This window comes from Nonomuraea sp. NPDC050202 (assembly GCF_040656115.1).
Lineage (GTDB): Bacteria > Actinomycetota > Actinomycetes > Streptosporangiales > Streptosporangiaceae > Nonomuraea.
In genome coordinates this window covers 64,764-87,006 of record NZ_JBFALF010000043.1, presented here as the reverse complement: position 1 = coordinate 87,006, position 22,243 = coordinate 64,764, and the positions used below count along the sequence as shown (strand labels likewise).

Here is a 22,243-nt window from a genome sequence, read left to right as displayed (position 1 = left end):
CTGAACATCCAACCCACGCCTTCCGGCGAGCCGTGCAGCACCTCGGTGACATAGAGCGGCAGCGCCACCGCACCCGAGAACATCGCGACATGGAAGAGGGCGAAGCTGGCGAGCGGCAGCGCGACGGCTCGCGAGGTGAGTGGCCGGTCCCTGCTCGCCTCGACGGGCTGGGCCGCCACCCGCGGGCGGACATCCAGCCGGAGCACGGCCACGACCACCAGGCAGAACCCGCAGGCGGTGGCCGCAAGGACCCCGGAGTAGCCAGGACCGGCCAACAGTGCGCCGCCCGCCAACGGGCCGATCGCCCAGGCGAGCGACCACGCCGAGCGCAGGACGGGCGTGCCGCTGCCGGTCCTTGCCGCTACCCCGTCCGCGTGGCTCTTGGCGAGGGCAAAGAGCTGTGGGAACACGGCGCTGCCCGCGCCGAGGAACACCACGCCGATGAGGAGCAGCAGCGGATACGGCGGCGTCGCCAGGAGCAGCAGGTATCCCGTCCCCGCCAGCGACGCGGCCAGCACCGCCGGCCACTGGCCGGGGCGGTGATCGTAGCGGCGGCCGAGCCAGACGCTGGTGGCCATGCCGCTGATCGCTGTCAGCGAGACGAAGACGCCGATCTCCAGCGCGGATAACTGCAGCCGTTCGGCGCCGAACAGGACGAGGTAGGGCCCGATCATGGACTCGGTGATGCCGAGCAGCAGCACGGTGATCAGGAGAGTGATGAATCGGCGCCTCGGCCCGGATGTCGGAGTTGACCACATTCGCAGCGCGCTACCCTGCCCGCCCTTCTTGTATGCGCATGCGCCAATTCGCCGGGTTGGCATGGTCGTATGAGCCAGCGGCCTGACGGGCATCGCATCGGATGGCAGCGGGCAAAGGGCCCGCGCTCGAACCAACCGTCAAGCCGAGCCAGTCTTCTCGTCAACCAAACCATCGGACGGCAGAACCAGCGAAATCCTGCCCCTGACAGCTCTGCGCGTTTACTCGTACTCACCTCTGTACATCAATGAGTACGCCGACAGCCGAGGTCGCCAGCGAGCGGCAGCACGAATACGACAGCGAACATGACGGGGGCATCCGCGCAGAGCGGGACGCCTACGCCGCACAAGCCCGCCAAGCCGGCGAAGGATCGCAGGCCGAGGCGTCCATGGACGTCTTCAACGCCATGGCCGAGATCCGCATGGCCGCCTCACGGGCGCTGGCGCTGCTGAGCAAGCAGCAGATCAGCTTCACCACGGACCGCGCCGAGGCCATCGCGGAGTTGTGTGACGGCGCCGAGGCGACGATCGCCGCCGTCCGTGACATGGCCACCGGCGCTGCTTCGGACGACGCCGCGCTCGCGGCTTTCATGGACGAGAACGGGAAATTCCTGTGAGCCGCCGCCGTGATGAGATGGGCTGGACCCGCGCCGAGACCGACGTCGCCGAGGTGATGATCTGGCTGCGCGGCAACCACGGCCGCGCCCGGCGCCGGGTCTGGACCACCCGCTACATGCGCGAGGGGCACGGCGACGAGTTCAGCGCCCGCGACGCCATGTCCGCCGCCCGCGCGGCGATGACCTCGGTCAAGGACATGCACCGCGCCACCACCTACGAGGCCGCCAACCCGCACTCGATCGCCCGCACGGAGTTCGCCACCATGGCCCAAGCCGCCGACGAGTGCATCACGAAGGTGTCCGGCCTCGCCACGGTCGGCGAGCAGGCGGTCCGGCACGAGAACACCAGCCTGCTGGCCCAGATGATCGCCGAACGGGAAGCCCGGTTCACCGAGTCAGCGGCAGGCTGACCAGGGCCCACCGCCCCTCAACGACCAGCCAGGGCCCCGATCATGACCACGCTCGTCATCAGGCTCGATCTCAGCTCCGACGACGCCATCGTACTGGAGGCCACGACGGCGGTGCTGGAGCCGTGATCAATCGTCGTTCCGGTTGATCTCGATCTTCCGAAGCGACGGAACCAGTAACGGCACCAGCATCGCCGCCGCTGCCACCCCGCCGCCGGTGACGGCGACCGCCGTCGTTCCGAACGCTGCGGCCAGGAAGGGGGTGGACAACTGTCCGATGGGGATGGACACAAAGGACCAGAACTCGTCGTGGGCGCCGACCCGGGAAAGTAGCCGCTCCGGGATGTGGGTGTTATTGACGGTCTCCCACACGACGGTGAAGAACTCGGCGACCACGCCCGCCACGAATGCCGCCGCAGCCAGCCAGAAGGTGTTCGCGCCGGCGCCGAGCAGGATCAGCGGGACGGCGGCCAGCGACATCGAGGACAATGCCGGCCCCATCGGCCGCCGCACCGTCAACTTCACCATCACCACACTGGTCAGCAGCGCCCCGACACCGCGAGCGCTCAGCACCACTCCCCAGCTCGCAGCGCCGATCGTGTCCTTGGCAATCACCGGGCCGAGGATCTGCCAGACACCCATGTTGAGGCCGTTGAACACGGCAAAGGCCAGCGTCACCGTCCAGATCCACGGCCGGGAGCTGAAGTAACCCCAGCCCTCCCGCAGTTCGCCGAGCATCGTCGAGCCACCCGCGGTGCGCGGCGGCAGGTCCGGCAACGACATCCGGGCGAAGCACGCGGCCGCCAAGAGGAAGGACACCGCGTCCACGGCAATCGCCCAGCCGCCGCCCACGGAAGCGGTCAACAGGCCGGCTGCCGTCGGCCCGATGATCCGCGTGGCGTTCCTGACGGAGGCCAGCAGGGAACTGGCCCGCTGAATGCCGCGTGCTGCCGTCAGATTCGCGACGATGCCGCGCAGCGCCGGCGTGGTCAGTCCCTGAAAGATGCCGTTGAGGGCGGACAGTGGCACCAGGAACGCCGGGTGCTGATCGGTCAGGAGGAGGAGCGCGACGCCGACCTGAGTGAGACCGGCACCCAGGCTGGTGAGGCACAACACGGTGTCGCGCCGATAGCGGTCGGCGATACCGCCGCCGAGCAGGAGTGCCGCGACCATCGGGACCAAGGCCGCAGTGGTGACCCCCGACAGCCAGGCCGCACTGTCGGTGACCTCCAGGACGCCGAAGGCCAGGGCCACAGGCGACATGGCACTGCCAACCATAGAGATCGACTGGCCGCCAAGAAACCACCGGAAGGCGGCTGAGCGGAGCGGCCGCCCGGACGCGGGGCCAGTACGAGATACCGGTAACGCGTCCCTTTCAGATGGTTCACGGTCTCGGCTCTCTGGCGCATCTGGTGCAGGCACAAGCGGCCACCGTGCCAACGTATGCAGGAAACCTCAAGTGGTTTTCGCAGACCGTCCATGCTGCTCCAGGCACGACCACCACTCAGCTGACAGACCTCTCGACGGTCCACTGGCGCGGCGGCTGCGGGCAGCATACTTGCCTGACGTGACAGACAGGCCTTCAAGTCGCTGACCAGCTAGAACGCTTCACAACCCCAGATAACGACGGCAGCGACAACGAGCGCGATCAAGTCGCCAACCTGCACACCAAGACCCGGTCAGCCTCACGCTGCCCGGGTCTTCTCATACCGCCGGTGCTAGTGTCCGGCCGGGCGGTCGCGCGCGTTATTGATGCGCAGCGCCTCGGCGAGTTGGTCTTCCAAGATGATGATCCGGCAGGCGGCTTCCACGGGTGTGCCCTGATCGACGAGTTCCCGGGCGCGCGCGGCCAACCGTAGCTGGTAGCGGGAGTAGCGGCGGTGGCCGCCGCTGGAGCGTTTCGGCTCGATCAGTTTCGCGGCGCCCAGAGCCCGCAGGAACGTGGGGCTGACCCCGAGCATCTCCGCGGCCGCGCCCATGCTGTAGGCGGGGTAGTCCTCATCGTCGAACCGATCCTCGAACCGGTCTTCGGCCCTGAATCCAGCACTGGACCCGGCCGTGTCCGTAATCCTGCCGCGAGTGAGCGTGTCACCGCCGGCAGCCGAGCGACGTTGATCCATACATGCCTTTCCGTTTACACACAGGGGGCCCCGGCGCCTGTCGCGCCGGGGCCCCGAAGAGTTCAAACACCATCTACCATCTACCGGCCATCTGGCCGGCTTACTGTTTTCCGCACCCGCCGTACTGTCCGGCGGTGATGCGGGGATCGCGGATGCGTGACCGAAGACCACCTTCCTATCTGTGGAACTGCGGTACCCGAGCGGCGAGAACCCAGCCGGCAACGGGCGATCCCGATGGCGTTCAACACTCCCTTCATCTCTATCTTCGCGACCTACTGTCCAACTTCACCTACGGCAGCGCGTCCACGGTTGGGGCCCCTTAACTACTGCGCTGGCCCGTCACGTCCGACCTTCTGCCATCCACTTCCACTTCATCTTGCTCCGGGCAGTTCATCGTGGTGCCAATACTTCCGCTGCCCGGTCGATCCGTTCCTTGCGATGTGAGAAACACTAGCCTCAGCGGCCACAAATGTCTACTGCGGCGAACGCAGATTTTCGGTGTCGGACGCGGCAGCCTTCCAGCGGCGCCGTTGACCAGCGGAACGCCGCTACGCCGGTGACCGTCCACCTGCTGGACTACCCGAACGACGATCGTGCAGCTCCCCTCAGGAATGAAGCGGTCCATCCGCTGCAGCCTCCTCCGCCCGGACCCGGGCCGGCGTCAACGCATCGTGGACATCCGCAACAACCTGCTCGCCCGCATCGCCGAGGCCGAACGGGAGAACTGGCTCGGCGAAGTTGAAGGACTCAAGGTCAGCCTCGCCGGAGCGGAACAGAAACTCGCCCAGCTCGACCAGCGCGCCCGCCGCGCCGCCACCGTGAACCTCGGCATCCCGACATTCCGCGACGTCGCTTGTCGCACCGTCAGCGTCAACCCGAACAAGATCATCAACTAGTTCAGACGTTGTTCTGGTCCAACGCCAACCTCTACGGCGGGATCGACATCGACATGGACCGCCGTCTCGACCTCGGCCTCGCCGCCTAAGACCCCCACCGGGACCTGCGTATGCAGGCGGAGCGGCGATGCCCGATGGGGCCGGGTCGTCGCCGCTCTGTCGTGGTGTGGATCAGGTGATGGGCTACTCGACCAGCTCGATCTCGATGGCCAGGACACCCAGGGCCTCCTTCCCGGGGCCGTAGATGCGGCACCGCTGACGCGCGGGGCGAGATTTTCTCCCGCGCCGCGATGAGTCCGGACCTCCCCGCCGGTATGTACGGCCGAGCTCGACGAAGGACGAGCCGATCACAAGGGAGAGTTCCGATGTCAGATATCCGTACCGACGACGTGGCCGCCATCCAGGCGGTGCTGGCCGACTCCTACAAGGCGTGGGCGGCGGGTGACGCCGAGGGCATGGTCGCCGACTACACCGCCGACGCGACCGCCATCATGACCGGCTCGTTGCGTGACGGCCGTGAGGTGATCCGCCAGCAGATGGCCCAGGGCTTCGCGGGGCCGCTCAAGGGCAGTTCCACCTACAACAAGCAGCTCAGCATCCGCTTTGTCGGCAGGGACGGCGCGATCGTCATCAGCGAGTCGGGCATCCTGTTCGCCGGAGAGAGCGGGATTCCTGAGGACGGTCGCAAGGTGAACGCGACTTGGGTCCTGGAGAAGCGCGATGGCCGGTGGCTGATCGCGGCTTATCACAACAGCCCGGCGCTGGCCAAGTAGGACGAGGGGCCCCGCCGGGGGCCCCTCCCCGAACCCGGGCACTAACTAAGCTTTCTGTTCCACCAACAGCGGATATAAAGGGCATGGCGTGACGACAGGGGAAGAGGGCTTCGACCGTTTGGTCGAACCGTTCCGTACGGAACTGCTGGCGTACTGCTACCGGATGCTCGGCTCGGCCCACGACGCGGAGGACCTGGTCCAGGACACCTACCTGCGGGCGTGGCGGGCGCGCGAGCAGTACGACGAAACCCGCAGCTCCCTGCGCACCTGGCTGTACCGGATCGCGACGAACGTCTGCCTGACCGCCCTGGAGGCCCGGGGGCGCAGGCCGCTGCCCGCGGGCACGGTGGCCGCGGGCGACCCGCTCGGTCCCCTCGTCCGGGGGGAGCACGCCGCTTGGCTCCAGCCTTTTCCCGACTCCGCGCTGGCCGCCGGCGATCCGGCCGGGACCGTGATCAACCGCAGCAGCCTGCGCCTGGCCTTCGCCGCCGCGCTCCAGCACCTGTCGGCGCGGCAGCGCGGCGCGCTGATCCTGCGTGAGGTGCTCGGCTTCTCCGGTGCCGAGACGGCGCAGGTGCTCGGCACCACCGTGGTGTCGGTCAACAGTTCCCTGCAGCGGGCGCGTAGCCGGATGAAGGAGGTCGGCGCCCGGCAGGAACGGGTCCGCGAGCCGGCCGCGGCCGAGCAGCGCGCGTGGGTCGAGCGCTACATGCGAGCCTTCGAGCTGTCCGACGTCGAGGGCCTCAAGCGGCTGCTGACCGAGGACGTCATCATGGAGATGCCGCCGATGCTCAACTGGTTCGCCGGTCGCGGCAACTACGGGCTGTTCATGGAGTGGGTCTTCGCGGCGGCGGGGAAGGACTGGTTCCTCCAGGAGGTCACGGCCAACGGCGGCCAGCCTGGGTTCGCCGCCTACGTGCGGTCCGGAGAGGGGTACGTGCTGCACACGCTGCAGATCTTCACCGTCACCTGCGCGGGCATCGCCAGGAACTCGGTGTTCCAAGACCCCGAGGTCTTCGCGACCTTCGGCCTGCCGACCAGCCTCGACTCCCACGGGCGCCCGTGGGAGTCGGGGACGCTCAGTCGGTGATCGCGGTGAGAGCTGTCCAGGAGGCGGCGGCAGAGGGTTTCGTCGAACGGCAGGTGCCGGTGTTCGAGGAGGGCCGCCAGCAGGGTGCGTTGGGCTGGTGTCAGGACCGTGTGCTCGGTGAGTGGCTCCGGGAAGGCCAGCGCGACGAACGGGGCGAGGTCGTTGCGGTAGTCCAGGGTGAAGGAGAGGGTGGCCAGGCCCAGGGCGGCGGGCAGGACGGTGTCGAGGTCGTCCGCGCGTTCGGCGAGAGTGCGGGCGAGGTCGAAATGGAGCCAGCCTTCCTGGCCGGGCAGATGGCGGTCGAACCAGTGATCGGCTTCCTGGGGGTTCTCCAAGGCGGCGACCAAGGCGCTCGTGGCCCGCGGATCGCCCGCGAAGCCGGGCGCCAGAGCTGCGCAGGCGCGGACCCCGGGGTGAGGATCGCTCAGCAGCTGCTCCGGGAGCTCACCCAAGGACGTGAGCAGGCAGGCGATGGTCGCCCGCTCCGCCGGATCGGGCGAGACGACGGCCGTGTCCGTGATGAGCTCGATCAGCGCTGCCCGGGCGTGGCCGAGCGTCTCATGGTCGAGGCAGTATGCCGCCGCGGTCATCGCAGCGATCCGAACGGCGGGCTCTGCAGCGGTGATCAGCGGGAGGGCTGCGGCGTGGACGTCGGGAACCACCTCTCTGCAGGCGAGCAGGTCCCGGGCCGCCATCGCCTTGCGGTACTCGGTGTCGCCGGCCGCCTCGAGCAGGGCGGCGGGCGGTGGCGTGCGCGTCGCAGGATCCGGGTCAAGGGTCCAGTCGCAGGCGCGGGCGGCGTCGCGGATCCGTTGCAGGTCCGCCTCGTCGCGTCCGGCCGGGTGGGCCTCACGCAGCAGTTCCTCGTCGCTTCTCATGAGGTCGCAGGCCTCGACGAAGATTGCCAGGTATTCCAGCAGTGCGGCTCGCAGCGGACGAGGTTCAGCATCCCAGGGAAGGACATCCTCGACGACCACGTCCGTCGCGGGATCCGCCAGCGCCGCCGCCACGAACCTGATGAACGGCCCTGTCGCGGAACAGACGCTGCCCTGGTGCAGCATCGCGCCATCCAGATAGCCGACAGCGGCGCTCTGGGCCTCAGGATCGTCTCCGACGAGCGCGAGCAGCTGCTCCGGCGCATCCGAGGCCCGCCCGTAGGCGTGATCGAGGCTGTCCCAGTCGATCTGCATCAACGTTTCGAGCAGCGAATCCACCCATGGATCATGTCACCACCAGGCGATGGCATCGAGCTGAGGGACCGCTGTTGGCGGAGCCAAACGGGTCGTCGGGTCGCGAGAAAGAGGGGGTTTCCTTCCGCGCACCTGTTCCGTTCTGGCTGCGTCAGCGCGTCGAGTCGGTCATCCGGACCCTCGAAGGCGCTGCTCAGGACACGTAGTCGGCCGTCGTGGAAGAGACGGTGTCTGAACCCTCACCGCATTCACAGGGTCGGCTGGATTTCGAGTCGCCGGAAACGCCGGAAACGTGCTACCTCTCGGGGATGCCCGACGACGATGACTTTTGTTGGGGGCCGTCTGAGGACCATGGCGACGTCGTCACCGCGGTGGCTGTGTCCCCGGACGGACGGATGGGGGTGACCGGCGCGCGCTCCGGCGAGCTCCGGCTGTGGGATCTGTGCCATGGCCTGCTCACCGCGTATGTGGGAGGGCTGCAGGACGGACCTGTGGAGCACGCCGCCTTCATCGGCAACGCCAGGCGGCAACAGGTGCTGACCACGGGCGGATCGGCCTCGCTGTGGACTGTGGCGGACGAGGCCCTGGAATGGCGGCGGCTTCCTTGGGACGGCGGGCGGCTCCTCACATCCGCGGACCGGGAGGCGGTGCTCAGGCAGTGCGGAGGCCTTCGCTGGCCGGGCGTCTTCGGCTTGAGCGGTCGGCATGCTCCAGCGGCGCTGGGACGTACCGGCTCCGGACTGATCGTCGTGAGCGGTGACAGAGGACCGATCGAGGCCCGGCGGCGGCCTCCCAAGGAGAAACCGTACGCCGACACCGAGGTCGTGTGGGCCTTCGGCGGCAAGGACGATGCGGCTGATCAGCGGCTGACGCGCTGTTGCGACCTATGGCGGCTCGTGGTGTCCCCGCGGCGCGGCCGGGTCGTCGTTCTCGACGCGGAGACCGGGACGGTCGTGACCGCGTTCGTGCCGCCCGCCCGTCCGACGGCGATCGCGGCGCATCCGGACCGGCCGCTGGTGGTGCTCGGCGGGCGGGACGGCTCGCTGTCGTGGTGGGATGCCCGCTCGGGGCACTGCCTCGGACGGGTTCAGGCGCATGACGGCCGGGTCCGGGCGTTGGCGCTCGCCCACGGCACCGACCTGGTGATGTCGGTTTCCCAGGATGGAACGGCCGCCCTCTGGCGGTTGCACGGCCGTGGCCCCGTCGGCCGCTTCACACCCCCCACGCCCGCCGGCCCCCGGGAGCTGACCCAGGTGGCCGGCACGCCCGACGGGTGGTGCTGGCTGATCGGCGGGCGCGGCGGCCAGGTTCACGTTCTCCACTGGTCCGGCCATGCCCGGCTCGTGCCGCAACGCGTCGGCCGCCCCTCCTGGGCGATGGACGGTGGTGACGTGGAGACCCTGCTCGACGACATCCGCCACCACTGGGACGACGGCCCGGCGAGCGTGGCCGCGGTCCGCGAGCTGGCCTCGGGCGACCTCGACGCAGCCTGGCACGAGACGGCGGCGGACGCCCTGGCGGACCTGATCGTCAGCGGTACGAACCCGGCGGCCCGGGAGGCCGCAGTGATCGCGCTGGCGGAAATCGACGAAGGCAAGGCCACCACCGCCCTCTACCGGATGTTCGATCGTCACGACGGGCACGGTTCCGCCGGGCGGTTGCTGGCGTACTTCACCGGTGCGGACGAGCCCGCGACGGAGGAACTCGTCGCGAGCCTGCCCGGAATCGGCAACTTCCTCGGTGTGCTCACCTCGGCCGCCTTGGGCGAACGAGGCGCTGCCGCGGTCCCGGCGGTGCACGCGGCGCTGGGCGCGTTACCCTTTCCGACCCGGGAAGAGGCGGACCACTGGTGGCGTGACGAGTCGACCAAGTACCGGCTGATGTACGCCCTCAGGCAGGCCGGTGCCGCCGCGGCCCCCGCGACGCCCACCCTGCTGGCCGTGCTCGAGGACGACGAGATCTACCGGGACACCCGGCACCAGGCGGAGGTGACCCTGCAGGCGATCGGCCTCCCGCAGACGGCCGACACGATCGCCGCCGAGATCCGGCAGCGGGCCGACCTGGCCGTCCAGAACGAGGACAGCGAGACGGAAGGCTTCAGCCTCCTGCTCGATGTGCTGCTGGGCATGCCGCCCGCGGCTCTGGCGGCCTCCCGCGAGGTGGGACCGGCGCTGGAGGCGGTGCGGCGCCGCTTCGGCGACGGCATCAGGACGTACGAGGAGAACGGCGAGATCCGCGAGTACACCGTGTATGAGATACGGCTCGCCGACCTCATCGAGGAGAAGGTCGCCGAGCAGATCCAGCAGTGAGAAGCCCGCGGATGCCAGGCCACATGAGATCTCGGAGGGAGCCAGGCCCTCCATGCGGGCGATCAGCTGACGGTCAAGCGGATCTCCAGGCACGACGGCGTCCACGGCGACAACCAGGCATTGTCCGGCCTCAGCGTCTACGTCTGTCAAGGCCATCCCGCACTATCGTTGCGGCATGAACACCCCGGCAGCGGAAGCCGACATCGACGACGACCTTGTCGACCGCCTGATCCGCGCGCAGCACCCGGATCTGGCAGGCCCGCTTACCGCCGTTGCCAACGGCTGGGACAACGTCATCTACCGCCTGGGGACGGACCTGTCCGTACGGCTGCCGCGCCGCCGGGTTGCCGTCGACCTCATCGTCAACGAGCAACGCTGGCTGCCCGTCCTGGCCGACTACGTCGAGGTCGCACTGCCCGTACCCGTCAGGACCGGCGTGCCAGGCGAGGGCTACCCGTGGCCGTGGACGATCGCGCCCTGGATCGAAGGCCGCACGGTCGCCGACGTGCCGCCGCCTGACCGTTCCGGCATCGCCGTCCCGCTGGCCGACTTCATGACAGGCCTCCACCGGCCCGCGCCGCCCGACGCACCGCGTAACCCCGTCCGCGGCGTCCCGCTCGCCGCCCGCGACGAAGCGGTACGGCAACGCCTGCACTCCATTCCCCGATCAGCTGAGCTTCTTCCCCTCTGGGAGAAACTGGCCGCCCTCCCGCCCTGGCAGGGCCCCGCGCTCTGGCTCCACGGCGACCCGCACCCTGCAAACTTCCTGCTCAACGGGGAAGAGCTGGCGGCTGTCCTGGACTTCGGCGACCTCACCAGCGGCGATCCCGCCACCGACCTTGCCGCCGCGTGGCTGGTGTTCGACGAGAACGGGCGCGAGGTCTTCCGATCACGCGTGGACGCCGACGAGGTGACCTGGGAGCGCGCACGGGGCTGGGCCCTCGCCATAGGCACTGCTCTGGTCGCCTACTCGGCCGATGACCCTGGCATGGCGGCCATCGGCGATCACGCCCTCGACCAGGTGCTTCTCACCTAGAGGTGTAAGGGAGCGCGGGGTGATGGCGTGGCTCAGTCGCCGGCGGCGAGTTCGGCGCGTGCAGCGGGGGCCGCGACGGTGTTGGCGGTCGCCGCTGGACTTCGACTCGGGCGCGTGGTTGTAGACGGCGGAGCGGCCGACGCCCACCAGCCGGGCGATGGACCCGTCGGCCCTGCAACGCGAAGCCCCCGCTCTGGTCCTCGCGGACCGGGGCGGGGGCCTGCTTCGGCGTGTGAGGAACACACATCTCTCGGTGACAGACGGCATCCAGGTCGTTCGGAACTCCGTTTCTACCGTCGAGGCATGACCACCAACCGCGTCGCCTTGATCGTGGGCGCGGCGCTGCTGGCAACCTCCACGCCGGCAGCACCAGCGCACGCCTCCGCCCCCTTGTACTCGTGTGACAGCGGGTACGTGCTCGAGATGGAGAACGGCAGTCTGCACGTGAGCGGCCACCCGTGCTCCGGGGCCTGGGACGGCTACAACGCGCACGTAACGCTGGAGACCGGTCCGGACGCGGGCACGTACTTCTGCGAGATCGTGTTCTTCGCCCGTCTCAGCAGCAGCGTCGACGGATTCACCTGCCACCTGACCTGACGCGAGACCCGCTCGACCCCCTCGGGCTGGGCGGCGCTTCTCCAGGTGGTGGCGTGCCGCGATCTCTAACAGGTGTCTGCGCCGTCGAATGAACGGACGCCTCGCGGGACCTGGTGCCAGATCGTTTCGCCTGGGTCGACCGTCTGGCATGCGCTGTCTGTCCCGCGAGCCCACTTGAGTTTCAGCCGGAGCCGGGAGGTGCAGTCGTTGCGGGCGTACCCGGTCTTGGTGATTCGTCCCGTTGTTTGCCAGACGGCCACGCACATGGGGGCGTTACCGGCTGGTGCCGCGGCCATGGCCGGGGTGGAGGTGAGGGCGCAGCTCGTGGCGGCGACTACGGCGAGGACTGTTCGAACGGCTGGGCGCATGATTGCTCCTTCGATGTGGGTCGGTCTCCCGTGGTGGTCAGCAGGTGGCGAGCATCTCCTCCAGCGCCATCCGCTCCGAGACCCGCGTGGACAGGCCCCGGTCGTGCTTGACGTCCGCGGGCGTCGCACTGGCCATCGGCCCGGATCCGGTGATGCCGTAGGTGCCCGCGTGCGCCCCCTCGGCGATCGTGATGGCGGCCGGTTCGGAGCGAGCCTCGACGAAGGCAGGGATGCCAGGCGGGCCGGCAGGGCGGCGCCGGCGGGGAGCGGGGCGAGGAGCAGCAGAGCGGCGGTGCTGACGGCGGGGGAGCGAGACGGCGCATGGCGGCCCTTCTGACTCCGCCCCGGACCAGGCGTTCGGCCTGGTCCGGGAGACGAGGCGGAGACAGAAGTGAACATCTCAGATTGGCACTGCGTGTCGGGATGGTGTCGCTGGACAGCATGTGACCTGCGGCTTTGGGCGTGTCACCTGTAACGCTGGCGGCCGGCCACGCAGAATCAGGACAGAGAACACAAAGCCCCGCTCTACCGCCGCCAACTCGGCGCGGAGAGCGGGGCTTCTTTGTGCGGCGCCGACCCCGATCCCACCAGGGGCCGGCAGTCTCCGCAGCTCACCGAGGCCGGCGGCTTGCCACGCGCCGCACCGCGGCCGTCCGGGTGGGCGGCCGCGGTGGGTGCGCTCAGGGGCGTGAGCCCGTCAGCGGAGGTTGAACGCGCGTAGCGTGGTCTGCTTGACGCGGTTGCCGGCCGCGTCCCACGCTTCAGCCTTCAGGCTGACCGCGCCCTTGGTGGCGCGGTAGTGCGGATACTTGGCGGTGGCGGTGTAGATGCCGTCCCGGCCTCGCCTGAGGTCGGCCTGCTGCCAGGTGGCGCCGTCGTCGGTGCTCGTCCAGAGCCGTACGCCCGCGATCGCCGGCATCTTCCCGGCCGAGGGCCCGTGGTAGGCCTCGATCTGGAAGATGTGCCGGCGGCCGGCCGCCACCGTGTTGTCGATCGACAGGGTGCCGCCGAGGTCGTGGCTGACGTACACCGCGGATACGGTGCGGCACTGCTCGACCGGCCCGTCGATCCACCAGGCGTAGCAGTTGACGCCCGGCCGCACCTGCTCCTTGCCCGGCGGGGCGGTGAACGTCCACTCCAGATCCTGGAGGTCGTTCTTCGCCGTCAGCCGGTAGGTGGCCGCCCCCTCGGGCAGCGGGTAGCGCGGCAGCGTCGCGAACGGCTCGACGGGCGCGTTCGGGAGTTCCTTGCCGTCGCGGTACAGGTGGAGCTCGTACCGGGGCTGGATGTCGCCGAACACCACGCCGTCGTCGCGCCGCTCCCCGACCCCGCTGACCATCGACGGAGTCACCCAGAGGTTGCCGTCGTGCACGCAGATCGCGCAGGGGATCCCGAGGTAGAGCTGCTCCAGCGGCTTGGCGTCCGGGTCACCGAGCCTGTACACCTTGTCGCTCGCGGTGGCGGCGCCCGGCGTGCTCGGCGTGGCGAACCACTGCTGGGTCGTGCGCCCCGGCCGGTCGAAGACGTCGGTGCGGTAGCGGGTCTCCTCCACCTCCTCGGCCGGGTCCGCCGTGACCAGCGCTGACATGCCCGCCTGGCTCACGAGCCGGGAGTCGAGCGGCCACACCCACTGGGACCTGCGGTCCGGCAGCGGGTAGGACCAGTGCAGCGCGTTCGTGCTGGTCGAGGTGTAGGAGACATCGTCGGTCCGCCACGTGCTGCGCCAGTTCATGTACCTGGTGTACGGCCCGGCGTGCACCTCCAGGTCGACGCGGTGGAGCTGGCGCTCGGTGACCTTGTAGTGCATGGAGTCGGGGACCCGCCCGTCCGCGTACGGTTTGAACACGTAGGAGTACGGCGTGTTCGGCGTGCCCTCGACCCGGATGGTGACCGGCGCGCGCCCGGCCGCCTCGCGCACCTTCATGCCCTCGGCGTGCGAGATGTACGCGACGGGGATGCCGACGGGCAGCAGCGGGCCGCTGAACGGCTTCTGCGTGATGGCCAGCGGGATCGGGCAGACGGCCTGCCGGTCGTTGAAGGCCAGGATGCCGGCGGCACCGGCGTCCCTGATCGGTCCCACGCGCTCGACCTGCAGCCCGCACGCCGTCCCGAACACCCCCTGCGCGGGTTCCGCGTCGATCAGGACGAGCGCCCCGCGCAGGTCCTTGCCCGCGAGATCCTCGGGAAGCCCCTTGCCACCGTCGACCACCCGCAGGTCCTTGGTGCCCTCGAAGGGGACGTGGCCGGCATGGAGCTCCACCCGGTCGATGAGGTGCACCCGGGAGACGGGGTGCAGGGTCGTGTGCCGCGGCGTACGCATGGTCATCGTGACCTCGGGCACGCCGAGCTCCCACTGGCCGGTGAGGCGGAAGGCGCCCTTGGTGACCTTCTCGGTGGGCAGCGCCCACACCTTCTCCCACGCCCCGATGGGGCTGCCGTTCAGGAGGGTGCCGCCGAACACCTGCCCGTCCGGCAGGGTGCGCTGGAAGAACAGGTCGTAGTAGTTGTTCAGCGGCTGCGCGGTCTTCGGGGCGGTGAAGCGGATCTCGGTGGCCTTGCGGGCGTCGAGGATCAGCTCGGTGTCACCGGTGATCGTGAGCTCCGGCTCGAACAGCCAGCCCCGGTTGGCGCGGTCGTCGCCGTCCACCCAGTCGAGCACCTGCAGCACGCTGACGGTGCCCTCGGGAACCCGGGTCACGACCACGCCGTCCTCCTGCACGTGGTACGGGCCGAGCTCTCCCTTGGCGCCCTCGACGTCCACGACGCTCATGGCCGTCGGGGTGCGCGGCTTGCCGTCCCGGTCGAGGGTGCGGATGGTCAGGTCGTACTTGGCGACGTCGCGCACCGCGCCCACCGGCGTGGTGAGCCGGACGCCGTCGGCCTCGGCCGTCACCGATCCGCTGTAGGTGCCCAGGGCGAGCCCGGCCGGGTCGAGGGTGACGGTGGTGCCGGCCGTCCCGCCGGCGGGGACCGTCAGGGTCGCGTCGGCGACCGCCACCTTGGCGCCGCCGCTCATCGCCGCCTTCAGGGCGAGCGTGACGGGCTGGTCGCCCAGGTTGACGTACGAGACCTGGCCGGTCCTCGGCGTGCCGGATTCGTCGAGCAGGCCGAAGTCGACCCGGCCGCCGGTCGGGCCGCCGGCGGCGAAGACCCGCTGCCGGGTCGCCCGCTCCAGGTCGACCCGCCCCGCGCCCTGCTCGTAGACGGTGAAGCCGTCGTCCTTCGCGGTGGACATCAGCGCGGCCTTGAGCTGCTGGGCCGTCCAGTCCGGGTGCTGCTGCGCCATGATGGCGACGGCGCCCGCCACGTGGGGCGTGGCCATGGACGTGCCGGAAGCGCCGGTGTAGTGCTCGTTCACCGGGGCGCCCATGCTGGTGCCGGCCGACCGCGCGGCCACGATGTCCACGCCCGGTGCCGCGATGTCCGGCTTGAGCGCGCCGTCGTCCACGCGCGGGCCCCGGCTGGAGAACCCGGCGAGCTGGTCGTTCTTGTCCACCGCTGCCACGGTCAGCGCCGCTTCCGCGGCGCCCGGCGCGCTGATGCTCTCCTTGTCGTGGAGGTTCCCGGCGGCGATGACGAACAGCGTGCCGGTCTCCGCGGTCAGATCGTTGACGGCCTGGCTGAGCGGGTCGGTGCCGTCGCTGGGGACGCTGCTGCCGAGGCTCATGCTGACAGTCTTGGATCCGCTGCGGGCGGCCCACTCCATGCCCTCGATGATCCACGACTCCATGCCCGAGCCCGCGTCGTCGAGGACCTTGCCCACGACCAGCTGCGCGCCGGGGGCGACGCCCTTGTGCTTCCCGCCGGAGGCGGCGCCGCTGCCGGCGATGGTCGAGGCGACGTGGGTGCCGTGCCCGTGCCCGTCCTGGACGGGCTGGTCCGGGACGAACGACTTGCTGTCGGCGACCTTGCCGGACAGGTCGGGATGGCCGAGATCCGCGCCCGTGTCGAGGACGGCGACCTTCACCCCGGTCCCGTCGTAGCCGCTCTCCCATGCCGTGGGCGCGCCGATCATCGGCACGCTCACGTCCAGGTCGGCCTTGACCTTGGCGTCCAGCCAGATCTTGGCGATGCCGGAGCCCAGGGCGCCCGGCGTCCTGGCCAGACCCTGCCCGGCGGCCTGCTCGGCGCGCACGGCCTCCCAGAACGTGCCCGCCTCGGCCTTGGCGACGTCGAGGGCCGAGGCGTCGATGCTCTCCAGCGTCCGGGTGGGGTCGCCGGCGGGGACGTTCGCGGCCGAGCGCCTGAGCGACGCCTCGGGCTGTCCTTCGGGGTACTGGACGATGACCGGCACCTTCTTGGTCGCGTCGTCGGCGTAGCCGTTCTCGGCCAGGTACTTGACGTCGAACAGCCGCTTGTCCAGCAGCCCCGCCTGCACGGCGGCGACCGCGTCGTCCGGCAGCACGAAGACGCCGTCCGGGGTGAACTGGGTGAACAGGTTGATCCGGCCACCGCCCTGGCGGGTGCCGGGGGCCGGCTCGACCCGGTACTTGCCCGTGGCGGCCCGGGTGAGCTGGACCTTGTCACCGGTGATCAGCGTGACGACGACCTTCGCGGCGCGCACGCCGTTCAGGGGCACAGCCTGCTCCGCGGGGGAGGCGGCGGTGGGGGCGGGGGTGGCCGGCGGGGCGGAGGTCGCGGACGCGGGAACGGCCGCCAGTCCGGTGGCGAGCATCGTGACGGCGGTCAGCAGCACGCCTGCGCGGCGTGCTAACGGGGGGCGGGGCAGAGCCATGGTGGCCTTTCTGAAGGGGAGGGGGTTACACGGGCTCGAAGCCGTCAGGAGGCCTGGGCGGTGCCGGGGCGTCCTGATCGAGGGCGCCGGCCGGTTCGGGGACGCCCCGTCCGGCCGGGTCGGGGCCGTCCAGGTCCTGCGGACCAGGCTCTGGCGGAATTTCGGACATGCCGGAAGTGTGGCGGTCGCCGCGTGGGGTGGGGTATGGGGTGCCCTATGGGGAAAAATCCCCATTCTGGGTATTCAGCTGCTGGGGAGGAGGCGGGCGAGCTCCGTCCGCGATCGTGCGCCCACCTTGCGCATGGCCGCGCTCACGTGCTTGTCCACCGTCTTCGGCGACAGGAACAGCCGCCGGGCGATCTCCTGGTTGGTCAGCCCCTCCGCCGCCAGCCTGGCCACCTGCTCCTGGCGGGCCGACAGTGCGTGATCGCCTCCGGGCTGCGCGGGCCCGTGCTGCGCCGGCGCGGGCGGGCGGATCCCCCACCTGCGCCCCAGTCCGGTCGCGCGATCCAGGTCCGCGCGCGCGCCGAGGTCCGCGTAGAGCGTGACCGCCTGGCGGAGCCGCCCGGCGGCGCCCGGCTCGTCGAAGGCGAACAGGCAGGCCGCCGCGTGCTCGTGCGCCTGCGCGGCCTCGTACAGGGCCGGGATCTGCTCGAACGCGTCCGCGGCCGCGGCGAAGCCGGCCGCGGCCTCCGCCCAGCGGCCCTCCGCCTCGGCCAGCAGGCCGCGGGCGTGCCCGAGGACCGACCCGGCCAGCGGCGCGTCGAGCCCGGCCAGCCGGGAGGCGTGCTGCTCGACCACGTCCACGGCGTCGGCGAACCGCCCCGCCGCCAGCAGCGCCTCCGTCAGCGCGGGCAGCACCCGCACCGCCACCGGCCACAGGCCGCTCGCCTCCCAGTGGACGGCGGCCTCGGCGGCCGTCGCGATAGCCGGCTCCGGCGCGCCCCGCGCGGTGGCCAGCCTGAGCAGCATGGCGACCGGCAGGACGAGATCGTCGAAATGCCCGCGCGCCCGGGCCGTGTCGATCACGTCGAGCAGCAGTGGCAGCCCGACCTCCCGGCGGCCCTGGACCGCGTCCAGGCAGATGGTCACGATGTCCAGGAGGACGCGCTCCCCGGGTTCGTCCCCGAAGTCGTCCAGCAGCTTCTCCAGCCGCGCCGCCAGCCCTTCCCACGCGCCGTCCAGATAGTCGGCGACGGCCAGGTTCACCAGGCCGCGAAGCTCCAACCGGCCGCGCAGGTCGGGCTCGGCCCCCTCCTCGATCGCGGCGACCAGCAGGCGGCGGCCCTCGCGGTGGTGGCCGCTGAACACGGCCCCGCCCCCGATGGAGCGGTAGGCGTTGACCTCGCGGCGCAGCAGCCTGCGGCCGGCGGTCTCCCGCCGCAGGTCGTCCGTCAGCCCGGCCCAGCGCGGATCGCCCACCTCCACGAAGATCATCGCTACCTTGCCGAGCACCAGCATCCGCATGGCGGGATCGTCGACGGCGGGCAGGGTCGCCAGAGCCTTCTGCAGCCAGACCTTCCGCTCGCCGACCGGCCGTCCGCCGGTCGGATGGCCCACGCCGACCATGGCCCAGGCGGCCAGCCCCGGCTGGCTCTCGAGATCCTCGGCGGCCTGCGCGAAAGCGTCCGGGACGCCGGCGTTGTCGGTCCGGGTGCGCTCCAGGTGCAGGGCGTGCAGCAGCCGGAGGTTGCCGCGCAGCGGGCGGGGCACGTCCTGCTCCAGCGCCCTGGTGATCAGGGGCACGACGGGCGGCGGGCGCAGCAGCTCCAGGGCGGCCCAGCCGAGCTTCACCGTCAGCTCCGCCCGCCGTCCGGCCGGCAGGTCGGTGTTGTTCAGCACGTCCTCCAGCAGGCGCCCGGCCTCGGCGTCGTCGCCCAGCCGCGACGCCTGCTCGGCCGCCGCGATCGCGGTCTCCAGCCACGACCCGGTACGGCCCGCGTGACGCAGGTGGTGCGCCAGCCGCCCCAGCGGCACCGGGCGCAGCCTGCGGACGGTGTCGGCGGCGGCGGCGTGCAGCGCCTGCCGGCGGCCGAGCGGGATGGCGTCGTGCACCGCCTGCGCCGCCAGGGCGTGCCGGAACCCCACCAGCCCGTCCGTGCCGGTCAGCAGCCCCGAGCCGAGCACCTCGTCCATCGCCTCGACGTCACCGCCGGCGAGCAGGCCGACGGGCACCGGCACGTGCAGCACGGCGGCCCGCTCCGCGACCTCCTTGGCCGCCGGGGAGAGCCTGGCGACCCGCTCCTGCACCGAGGCGCGCACGCCGCTCGGCACGTCGAGCTCGTCGAGCGCCCGCCGCGCCCAGCCGCCCTCCCACCTGATCAGCGTCCCGCGGGTGCGCAGCAGCGCCAGCAGCTCCTGGACGGCGAGCGGCAGGCCCGAGGCCCGGGTGTGCAGGTGCTCGGCGAACTCGGCCGTCACCTCGTCGGTCTCGAGGATCGCCGAGGCCATGGCCCGCGTCTGCGCGGCGTCGAGCGGCGGCAGCACCAGGTGCTCGCCGCTGATCGTGTCGGCGGTGCGCGCGGTGATCGCGCGCACCGCGGCCGGCGCCTCCTCGCCCCGGTACGTCAGCAGCACGCGGAGCGTGCCGGGCAGCACGGACATCAGATAGGTCAGGAACTCGACCGTCTGCTCGTCCGCCCAGTGCAGGTCCTCGATGACCAGGATGGCGGGGCCGAGCGCGCTCAGCACCTCGGCGAGCCCCCGGAAGACCCGGTGCCGCTCGGCCGCCCGGTCGTCCAGCGGAGGCGGCGCGGCCGGCAGCGCCGCGGCGAGTTCGGGCAGCAGCTCGCGCAGGGCGCCCGCGACCGGTGACAGGTCCGCCTCCGCCAGGTCTGACGCCCGCTCCCGCAGCGCCTCGACGACGGGCCCCAGCGGGAACGGCTCCCTGATCTGCACGCAGGCCCCGCCGAGCACCCGCAGGCCGGCCACCGCCGGCGCGCCGAGCAGCTCGGCCGCCAGGCGCGACTTGCCGATGCCGGCCTCACCCTCGACGACCGCCACGGCGGGCGCGGTGGCGACGAGCGAGACGAGCCGTGCGAGCTCCTTCTCCCGCCCTACCAGAACCGGGGAGACCACCCGCCCAGCGTGCATCCGATCATTGTTCTGCACACCTGGGCATCCAGCAAGATCCGTCCTGACCCCGGCGGCGACCGGGGAGAGGCACGCAGGAGACCCTGGGCCTGGTCAGCCTGCGATCAGGGCGTTGGCCTCCGTGATGAACTTGCGGGCCGCGGCATCCGGGGACATGCGGCCGAACAGCACCTCGTCGGTGTACCGCTTGAGGATGTCCTCCATGGCGCTGGCGCCCTTCGGCGGGGCGGCGGGCGGGTCGGTGAGCTCGCCCTTGATCTCGTCGAGGAAGGCCAGCGTCTTCTTGTCGGCCTCGGGCAGGTTGTCCCGGACCGCTGCCAGCACGTTGGAGTTGGCGGGCAGGCCGCGGTCGCTGAGGATGATCGCGCCCGCCTCCGGGTCGTTGATCATGAAGTCGATGAACTCGGCGGCTTCCGCCGGGTGTGCGGACTTCGCCGCGGCGGTGTAGAACATCGCGGGCTGCAGGAACATGCCGCCCGGGGCGGCCTGCCCTACCTTGGGCATCCGCAGCAGCTCCATCTCCTTGCCGCCCGACGCCTTGTTGATCGCGCCGAGCTCGTTGCTCCACCACATGCCCATGGCGCCGTTGCCGGTGGCGAACAGCGACCGGTCGACGTTCTGGGCGCCGAGGGCGATGCTCTTGGCGGCGTCGGGGGAGCCCTCGGTCTCGATCAGTTTCCGGTGGACGGTCCACCAGGCCTTGATCGTGTCGGCCGAGATGCCGAGCTTGCTGCCGTCGTAGAAGGGCTCGCCTCGCTGAGCGGCGAAGATCTGCAGGAAGGCCGGGTTGAAGGCCTGCTGCGTGCCGTACACCTTGCCGCCGGTCCTCGCCGTGATGCCGGCCGCCAGGCGGATGTACTCCTCCCAGGTCCACGCGGTGTCGTCGGGCAGCTGCTGGCCCGCGCCTTCGATCGCCTTCGGGTCCGCGACCAGGCACCAGGCGTTGACGCCCGTGGGGATCGCGAACTGTTTCCCGCCGATGGCGCCGGTCGCCAGCACCTTGCTGTCGATGCCGGCGGTGTCGACCTCGCCGGACAGGTCGGCGAGAGTGCCGCGCTCGGCGTACTCCCGCAGGCCGCGGATCTCGATCGTGATGACGTCGGGCGTCCTGCCGCCCGCGACGTTCGTGGCCAGCTTCTCGTAGTAGCCGCCGAAGTCGGAGAACTCTCCCACGACGTCGATGTGCGGGTGCTTCGCCTCGAACTTCTTGATCGCTTCTTCGGTTCTCTTCTGCCGCACGTCGCTGCCCCAGTAGGCGAAGCGTAAGGTGACCTCGCTGCCGGCGCTCCCGCCGGCGCAGGCCGAAGTGGCGATCAGTACAGCGGCGGCCAGCGACGCCGCCGTCACCGTCGTCTTGCCGGAGCTCACGGTCCTACCTCCCGCAGTGCTTCAGGACGGCTCTCCGAAGGAGGCCGAACAAGATCGCAAGGCTACCCCCGGCTCCCGCCGCCGCGCAGGCGTTCCAGCAGGAATGAGAGCGGCGCGAGGTTTGTTGGTCGTGGGCATGGCGGACGACGTGGAGTTCAGCCCCAGTGACTGGGTGCGGGACCAGACGAAGAAGATCCTTGAGACCGGCACCACCGAGGGCATCGAGATCCTCGGATCGCCGGTCGTGCTGCTCACCCTGCGCGGCGCGAAGACCGGCAAGCTGCGCTACACCCCCGTGATGCGGGTCGAGCACGAGGGCAGGTACGCGGTCGTGGCCTCCAAGGGCGGCGCTCCGGAGCACCCCACCTGGTACTACAACATCAAGGCGCACCCCGAGTTCACGCTGCAGGACGGGACCGTCACGAAGGAGTACGTCGCGCGCGAGGCCGAGGGCGACGAGCGGGCGCAGTGGTGGGAGCGGGCGGTCGCGGCCTACCCGTCCTACGCCGAGTACCAGGAGAAGACCGACAGGCAGATCCCGGTGTTCGTGCTCGACCCGAAGTGACCGGCGGGCCGGCGGCACCCGTGCCGCCGGCCGCCCTTTTCTGAGGCTCAGCCCAGCGAGCCGACCGTCACCCGCCATTCCCGCAGCGTGCGGTCCTTGGTGACCTGGAGTTGCGTGTAGGGGTCCTGGTCGACGAGCGCCCGCGCCGCCGCCTCGTCCTCCGCCCGCAGGATGATCATGCCGGCCGTCAGGTCCGTGCAGGGGCCGGCCGCGACGAGGCTGCCCTGCTCCAGGAGCTTGTTCAGATGCGCGAGATGGTCCTCGCGGCGCTCCGCTCTCAACGGAGTGTCGTGGTAACCGTAGGTCAGAACGAACAGTGCCATG

The 22,243-nt window shown here is 70.7% G+C and carries 17 protein-coding genes; 9 read left to right on the top strand and 8 right to left on the bottom strand.

Features of this window, described 5'->3' with window-relative positions; genetic code table 11:
- Window positions 1-701: MFS transporter (locus tag AB0I79_RS54240; RefSeq protein ID WP_357892153.1), on the bottom strand; the 701-nt coding region annotated here is incomplete at its 3' end.
- A 302-nt stretch (window positions 702-1,003) separates the two neighbouring features.
- Between AB0I79_RS54240 and AB0I79_RS54235 the strand changes: the two genes are divergently transcribed.
- Together AB0I79_RS54235 and AB0I79_RS54230 are read left to right on the top strand one after the other, a co-directional pair.
- On the top strand, window positions 1,004-1,372 hold the full coding sequence (locus AB0I79_RS54235; RefSeq protein ID WP_357892150.1) for a hypothetical protein: 369 nt from the start codon (window positions 1,004-1,006) through the stop codon (window positions 1,370-1,372).
- 17 nt (window positions 1,373-1,389) lie between these two features.
- Window positions 1,390-1,782, top strand: coding sequence for a hypothetical protein (locus AB0I79_RS54230; protein WP_357892147.1), 393 nt, complete (start codon window positions 1,390-1,392; stop codon window positions 1,780-1,782).
- A 126-nt stretch (window positions 1,783-1,908) separates the two neighbouring features.
- Here AB0I79_RS54230 and AB0I79_RS54225 read toward each other — a convergent pair whose 3' ends face one another.
- The gene (locus AB0I79_RS54225) at window positions 1,909-3,201 is read right to left on the bottom strand and encodes an MFS transporter (protein WP_357892144.1); all 1,293 of its coding nucleotides are present in this window, start codon (window positions 3,199-3,201) and stop codon (window positions 1,909-1,911) included.
- Between the two features lie 296 nt (window positions 3,202-3,497).
- The gene (locus tag AB0I79_RS54220; protein ID WP_357892141.1) at window positions 3,498-3,899 is read right to left on the bottom strand and encodes a MerR family transcriptional regulator; all 402 of its coding nucleotides are present in this window, start codon (window positions 3,897-3,899) and stop codon (window positions 3,498-3,500) included.
- Between the two features lie 671 nt (window positions 3,900-4,570).
- Between AB0I79_RS54220 and AB0I79_RS54215 the strand changes: the two genes are divergently transcribed.
- The 6 genes from AB0I79_RS54215 (at window position 4,571) to AB0I79_RS54190 (ending at window position 11,790) form a co-directional block, all read left to right on the top strand.
- Window positions 4,571-4,795, top strand: a complete 225-nt coding sequence (locus AB0I79_RS54215) for a recombinase (protein ID WP_357892138.1) — start codon at window positions 4,571-4,573, stop codon at window positions 4,793-4,795.
- Window positions 4,796-5,160: 365 nt separating this feature from the next.
- Window positions 5,161-5,568 (top strand): SgcJ/EcaC family oxidoreductase, encoded by a 408-nt coding sequence (locus tag AB0I79_RS54210; RefSeq protein ID WP_357892135.1) that lies wholly within the window; start codon window positions 5,161-5,163, stop codon window positions 5,566-5,568.
- 88 nt (window positions 5,569-5,656) lie between these two features.
- The gene (locus tag AB0I79_RS54205; protein WP_357892132.1) at window positions 5,657-6,658 is read left to right on the top strand and encodes a sigma-70 family RNA polymerase sigma factor; all 1,002 of its coding nucleotides are present in this window, start codon (window positions 5,657-5,659) and stop codon (window positions 6,656-6,658) included.
- A gap of 1,405 nt (window positions 6,659-8,063) precedes the next feature.
- Window positions 8,064-10,157: a hypothetical protein gene (locus AB0I79_RS54200; protein ID WP_357892129.1), complete on the top strand. Its 2,094-nt coding sequence runs from the start codon at window positions 8,064-8,066 to the stop codon at window positions 10,155-10,157.
- A 175-nt stretch (window positions 10,158-10,332) separates the two neighbouring features.
- Window positions 10,333-11,193 (top strand): aminoglycoside phosphotransferase family protein, encoded by an 861-nt coding sequence (locus AB0I79_RS54195; protein ID WP_357892126.1) that lies wholly within the window; start codon window positions 10,333-10,335, stop codon window positions 11,191-11,193.
- Window positions 11,194-11,496: 303 nt separating this feature from the next.
- Window positions 11,497-11,790, top strand: coding sequence for a hypothetical protein (locus AB0I79_RS54190; protein WP_357892123.1), 294 nt, complete (start codon window positions 11,497-11,499; stop codon window positions 11,788-11,790).
- A gap of 1,065 nt (window positions 11,791-12,855) precedes the next feature.
- On the opposite strand, the gene AB0I79_RS54185 is transcribed toward AB0I79_RS54190, so the two are convergent.
- The 4 genes from AB0I79_RS54185 to AB0I79_RS54170 all read right to left on the bottom strand — a co-directional run bounded on the left by AB0I79_RS54185 (window position 12,856) and on the right by AB0I79_RS54170 (window position 21,354).
- Window positions 12,856-16,893, bottom strand: coding sequence for a S8 family serine peptidase (locus AB0I79_RS54185; RefSeq protein ID WP_357892120.1), 4,038 nt, complete (start codon window positions 16,891-16,893; stop codon window positions 12,856-12,858).
- 25 nt (window positions 16,894-16,918) lie between these two features.
- A complete protein-coding gene (locus AB0I79_RS54180; protein ID WP_357892117.1) occupies window positions 16,919-17,062 on the bottom strand; it encodes a hypothetical protein in 144 nt (47 codons plus the stop codon).
- Between the two features lie 74 nt (window positions 17,063-17,136).
- The gene (locus tag AB0I79_RS54175) at window positions 17,137-19,986 is read right to left on the bottom strand and encodes an AAA family ATPase (RefSeq protein WP_357892114.1); all 2,850 of its coding nucleotides are present in this window, start codon (window positions 19,984-19,986) and stop codon (window positions 17,137-17,139) included.
- A 93-nt stretch (window positions 19,987-20,079) separates the two neighbouring features.
- Window positions 20,080-21,354 carry an extracellular solute-binding protein gene (locus AB0I79_RS54170; RefSeq protein WP_357892111.1) on the bottom strand — a complete coding sequence of 425 codons (1,275 nt, stop codon included), beginning with the start codon at window positions 21,352-21,354 and terminating at the stop codon, window positions 20,080-20,082.
- 136 nt (window positions 21,355-21,490) lie between these two features.
- Here AB0I79_RS54170 and AB0I79_RS54165 point away from each other — a divergent pair, with 136 nt between their 5' ends.
- Window positions 21,491-21,919, top strand: coding sequence for a nitroreductase family deazaflavin-dependent oxidoreductase (locus tag AB0I79_RS54165; protein ID WP_357892165.1), 429 nt, complete (start codon window positions 21,491-21,493; stop codon window positions 21,917-21,919).
- A gap of 47 nt (window positions 21,920-21,966) precedes the next feature.
- Here the strand turns inward: AB0I79_RS54165 and AB0I79_RS54160 are convergent, their stop codons facing one another.
- Window positions 21,967-22,242, bottom strand: a complete 276-nt coding sequence (locus AB0I79_RS54160) for a YciI family protein (RefSeq protein ID WP_357892108.1) — start codon at window positions 22,240-22,242, stop codon at window positions 21,967-21,969.
- Window position 22,243 lies beyond the last annotated feature (1 nt).

Excerpts from the sequence above, each read along its gene's own strand:
- AB0I79_RS54190 (WP_357892123.1), top strand. The coding sequence starts at position 11,497 with ATGACCACCAACCGCGTCGCCTTGATCGTGGGCGCGGCGCTGCTGGCA.
- AB0I79_RS54195 (WP_357892126.1), top strand. The coding sequence starts at position 10,333 with ATGAACACCCCGGCAGCGGAAGCCGACATCGACGACGACCTTGTCGAC.
- AB0I79_RS54175 (WP_357892114.1), bottom strand. The coding sequence starts at position 19,986 with ATGCACGCTGGGCGGGTGGTCTCCCCGGTTCTGGTAGGGCGGGAGAAG.
- AB0I79_RS54160 (WP_357892108.1), bottom strand. The coding sequence starts at position 22,242 with ATGGCACTGTTCGTTCTGACCTACGGTTACCACGACACTCCGTTGAGA.
- AB0I79_RS54230 (WP_357892147.1), top strand. The coding sequence starts at position 1,390 with ATGGGCTGGACCCGCGCCGAGACCGACGTCGCCGAGGTGATGATCTGG.
- AB0I79_RS54220 (WP_357892141.1), bottom strand. The coding sequence starts at position 3,899 with ATGGATCAACGTCGCTCGGCTGCCGGCGGTGACACGCTCACTCGCGGC.
- AB0I79_RS54165 (WP_357892165.1), top strand. The coding sequence starts at position 21,491 with ATGGCGGACGACGTGGAGTTCAGCCCCAGTGACTGGGTGCGGGACCAG.
- AB0I79_RS54235 (WP_357892150.1), top strand. The coding sequence starts at position 1,004 with ATGAGTACGCCGACAGCCGAGGTCGCCAGCGAGCGGCAGCACGAATAC.
- AB0I79_RS54210 (WP_357892135.1), top strand. The coding sequence starts at position 5,161 with ATGTCAGATATCCGTACCGACGACGTGGCCGCCATCCAGGCGGTGCTG.
- AB0I79_RS54185 (WP_357892120.1), bottom strand. The coding sequence starts at position 16,893 with ATGGCTCTGCCCCGCCCCCCGTTAGCACGCCGCGCAGGCGTGCTGCTG.
- AB0I79_RS54180 (WP_357892117.1), bottom strand. The coding sequence starts at position 17,062 with ATGTCCGAAATTCCGCCAGAGCCTGGTCCGCAGGACCTGGACGGCCCC.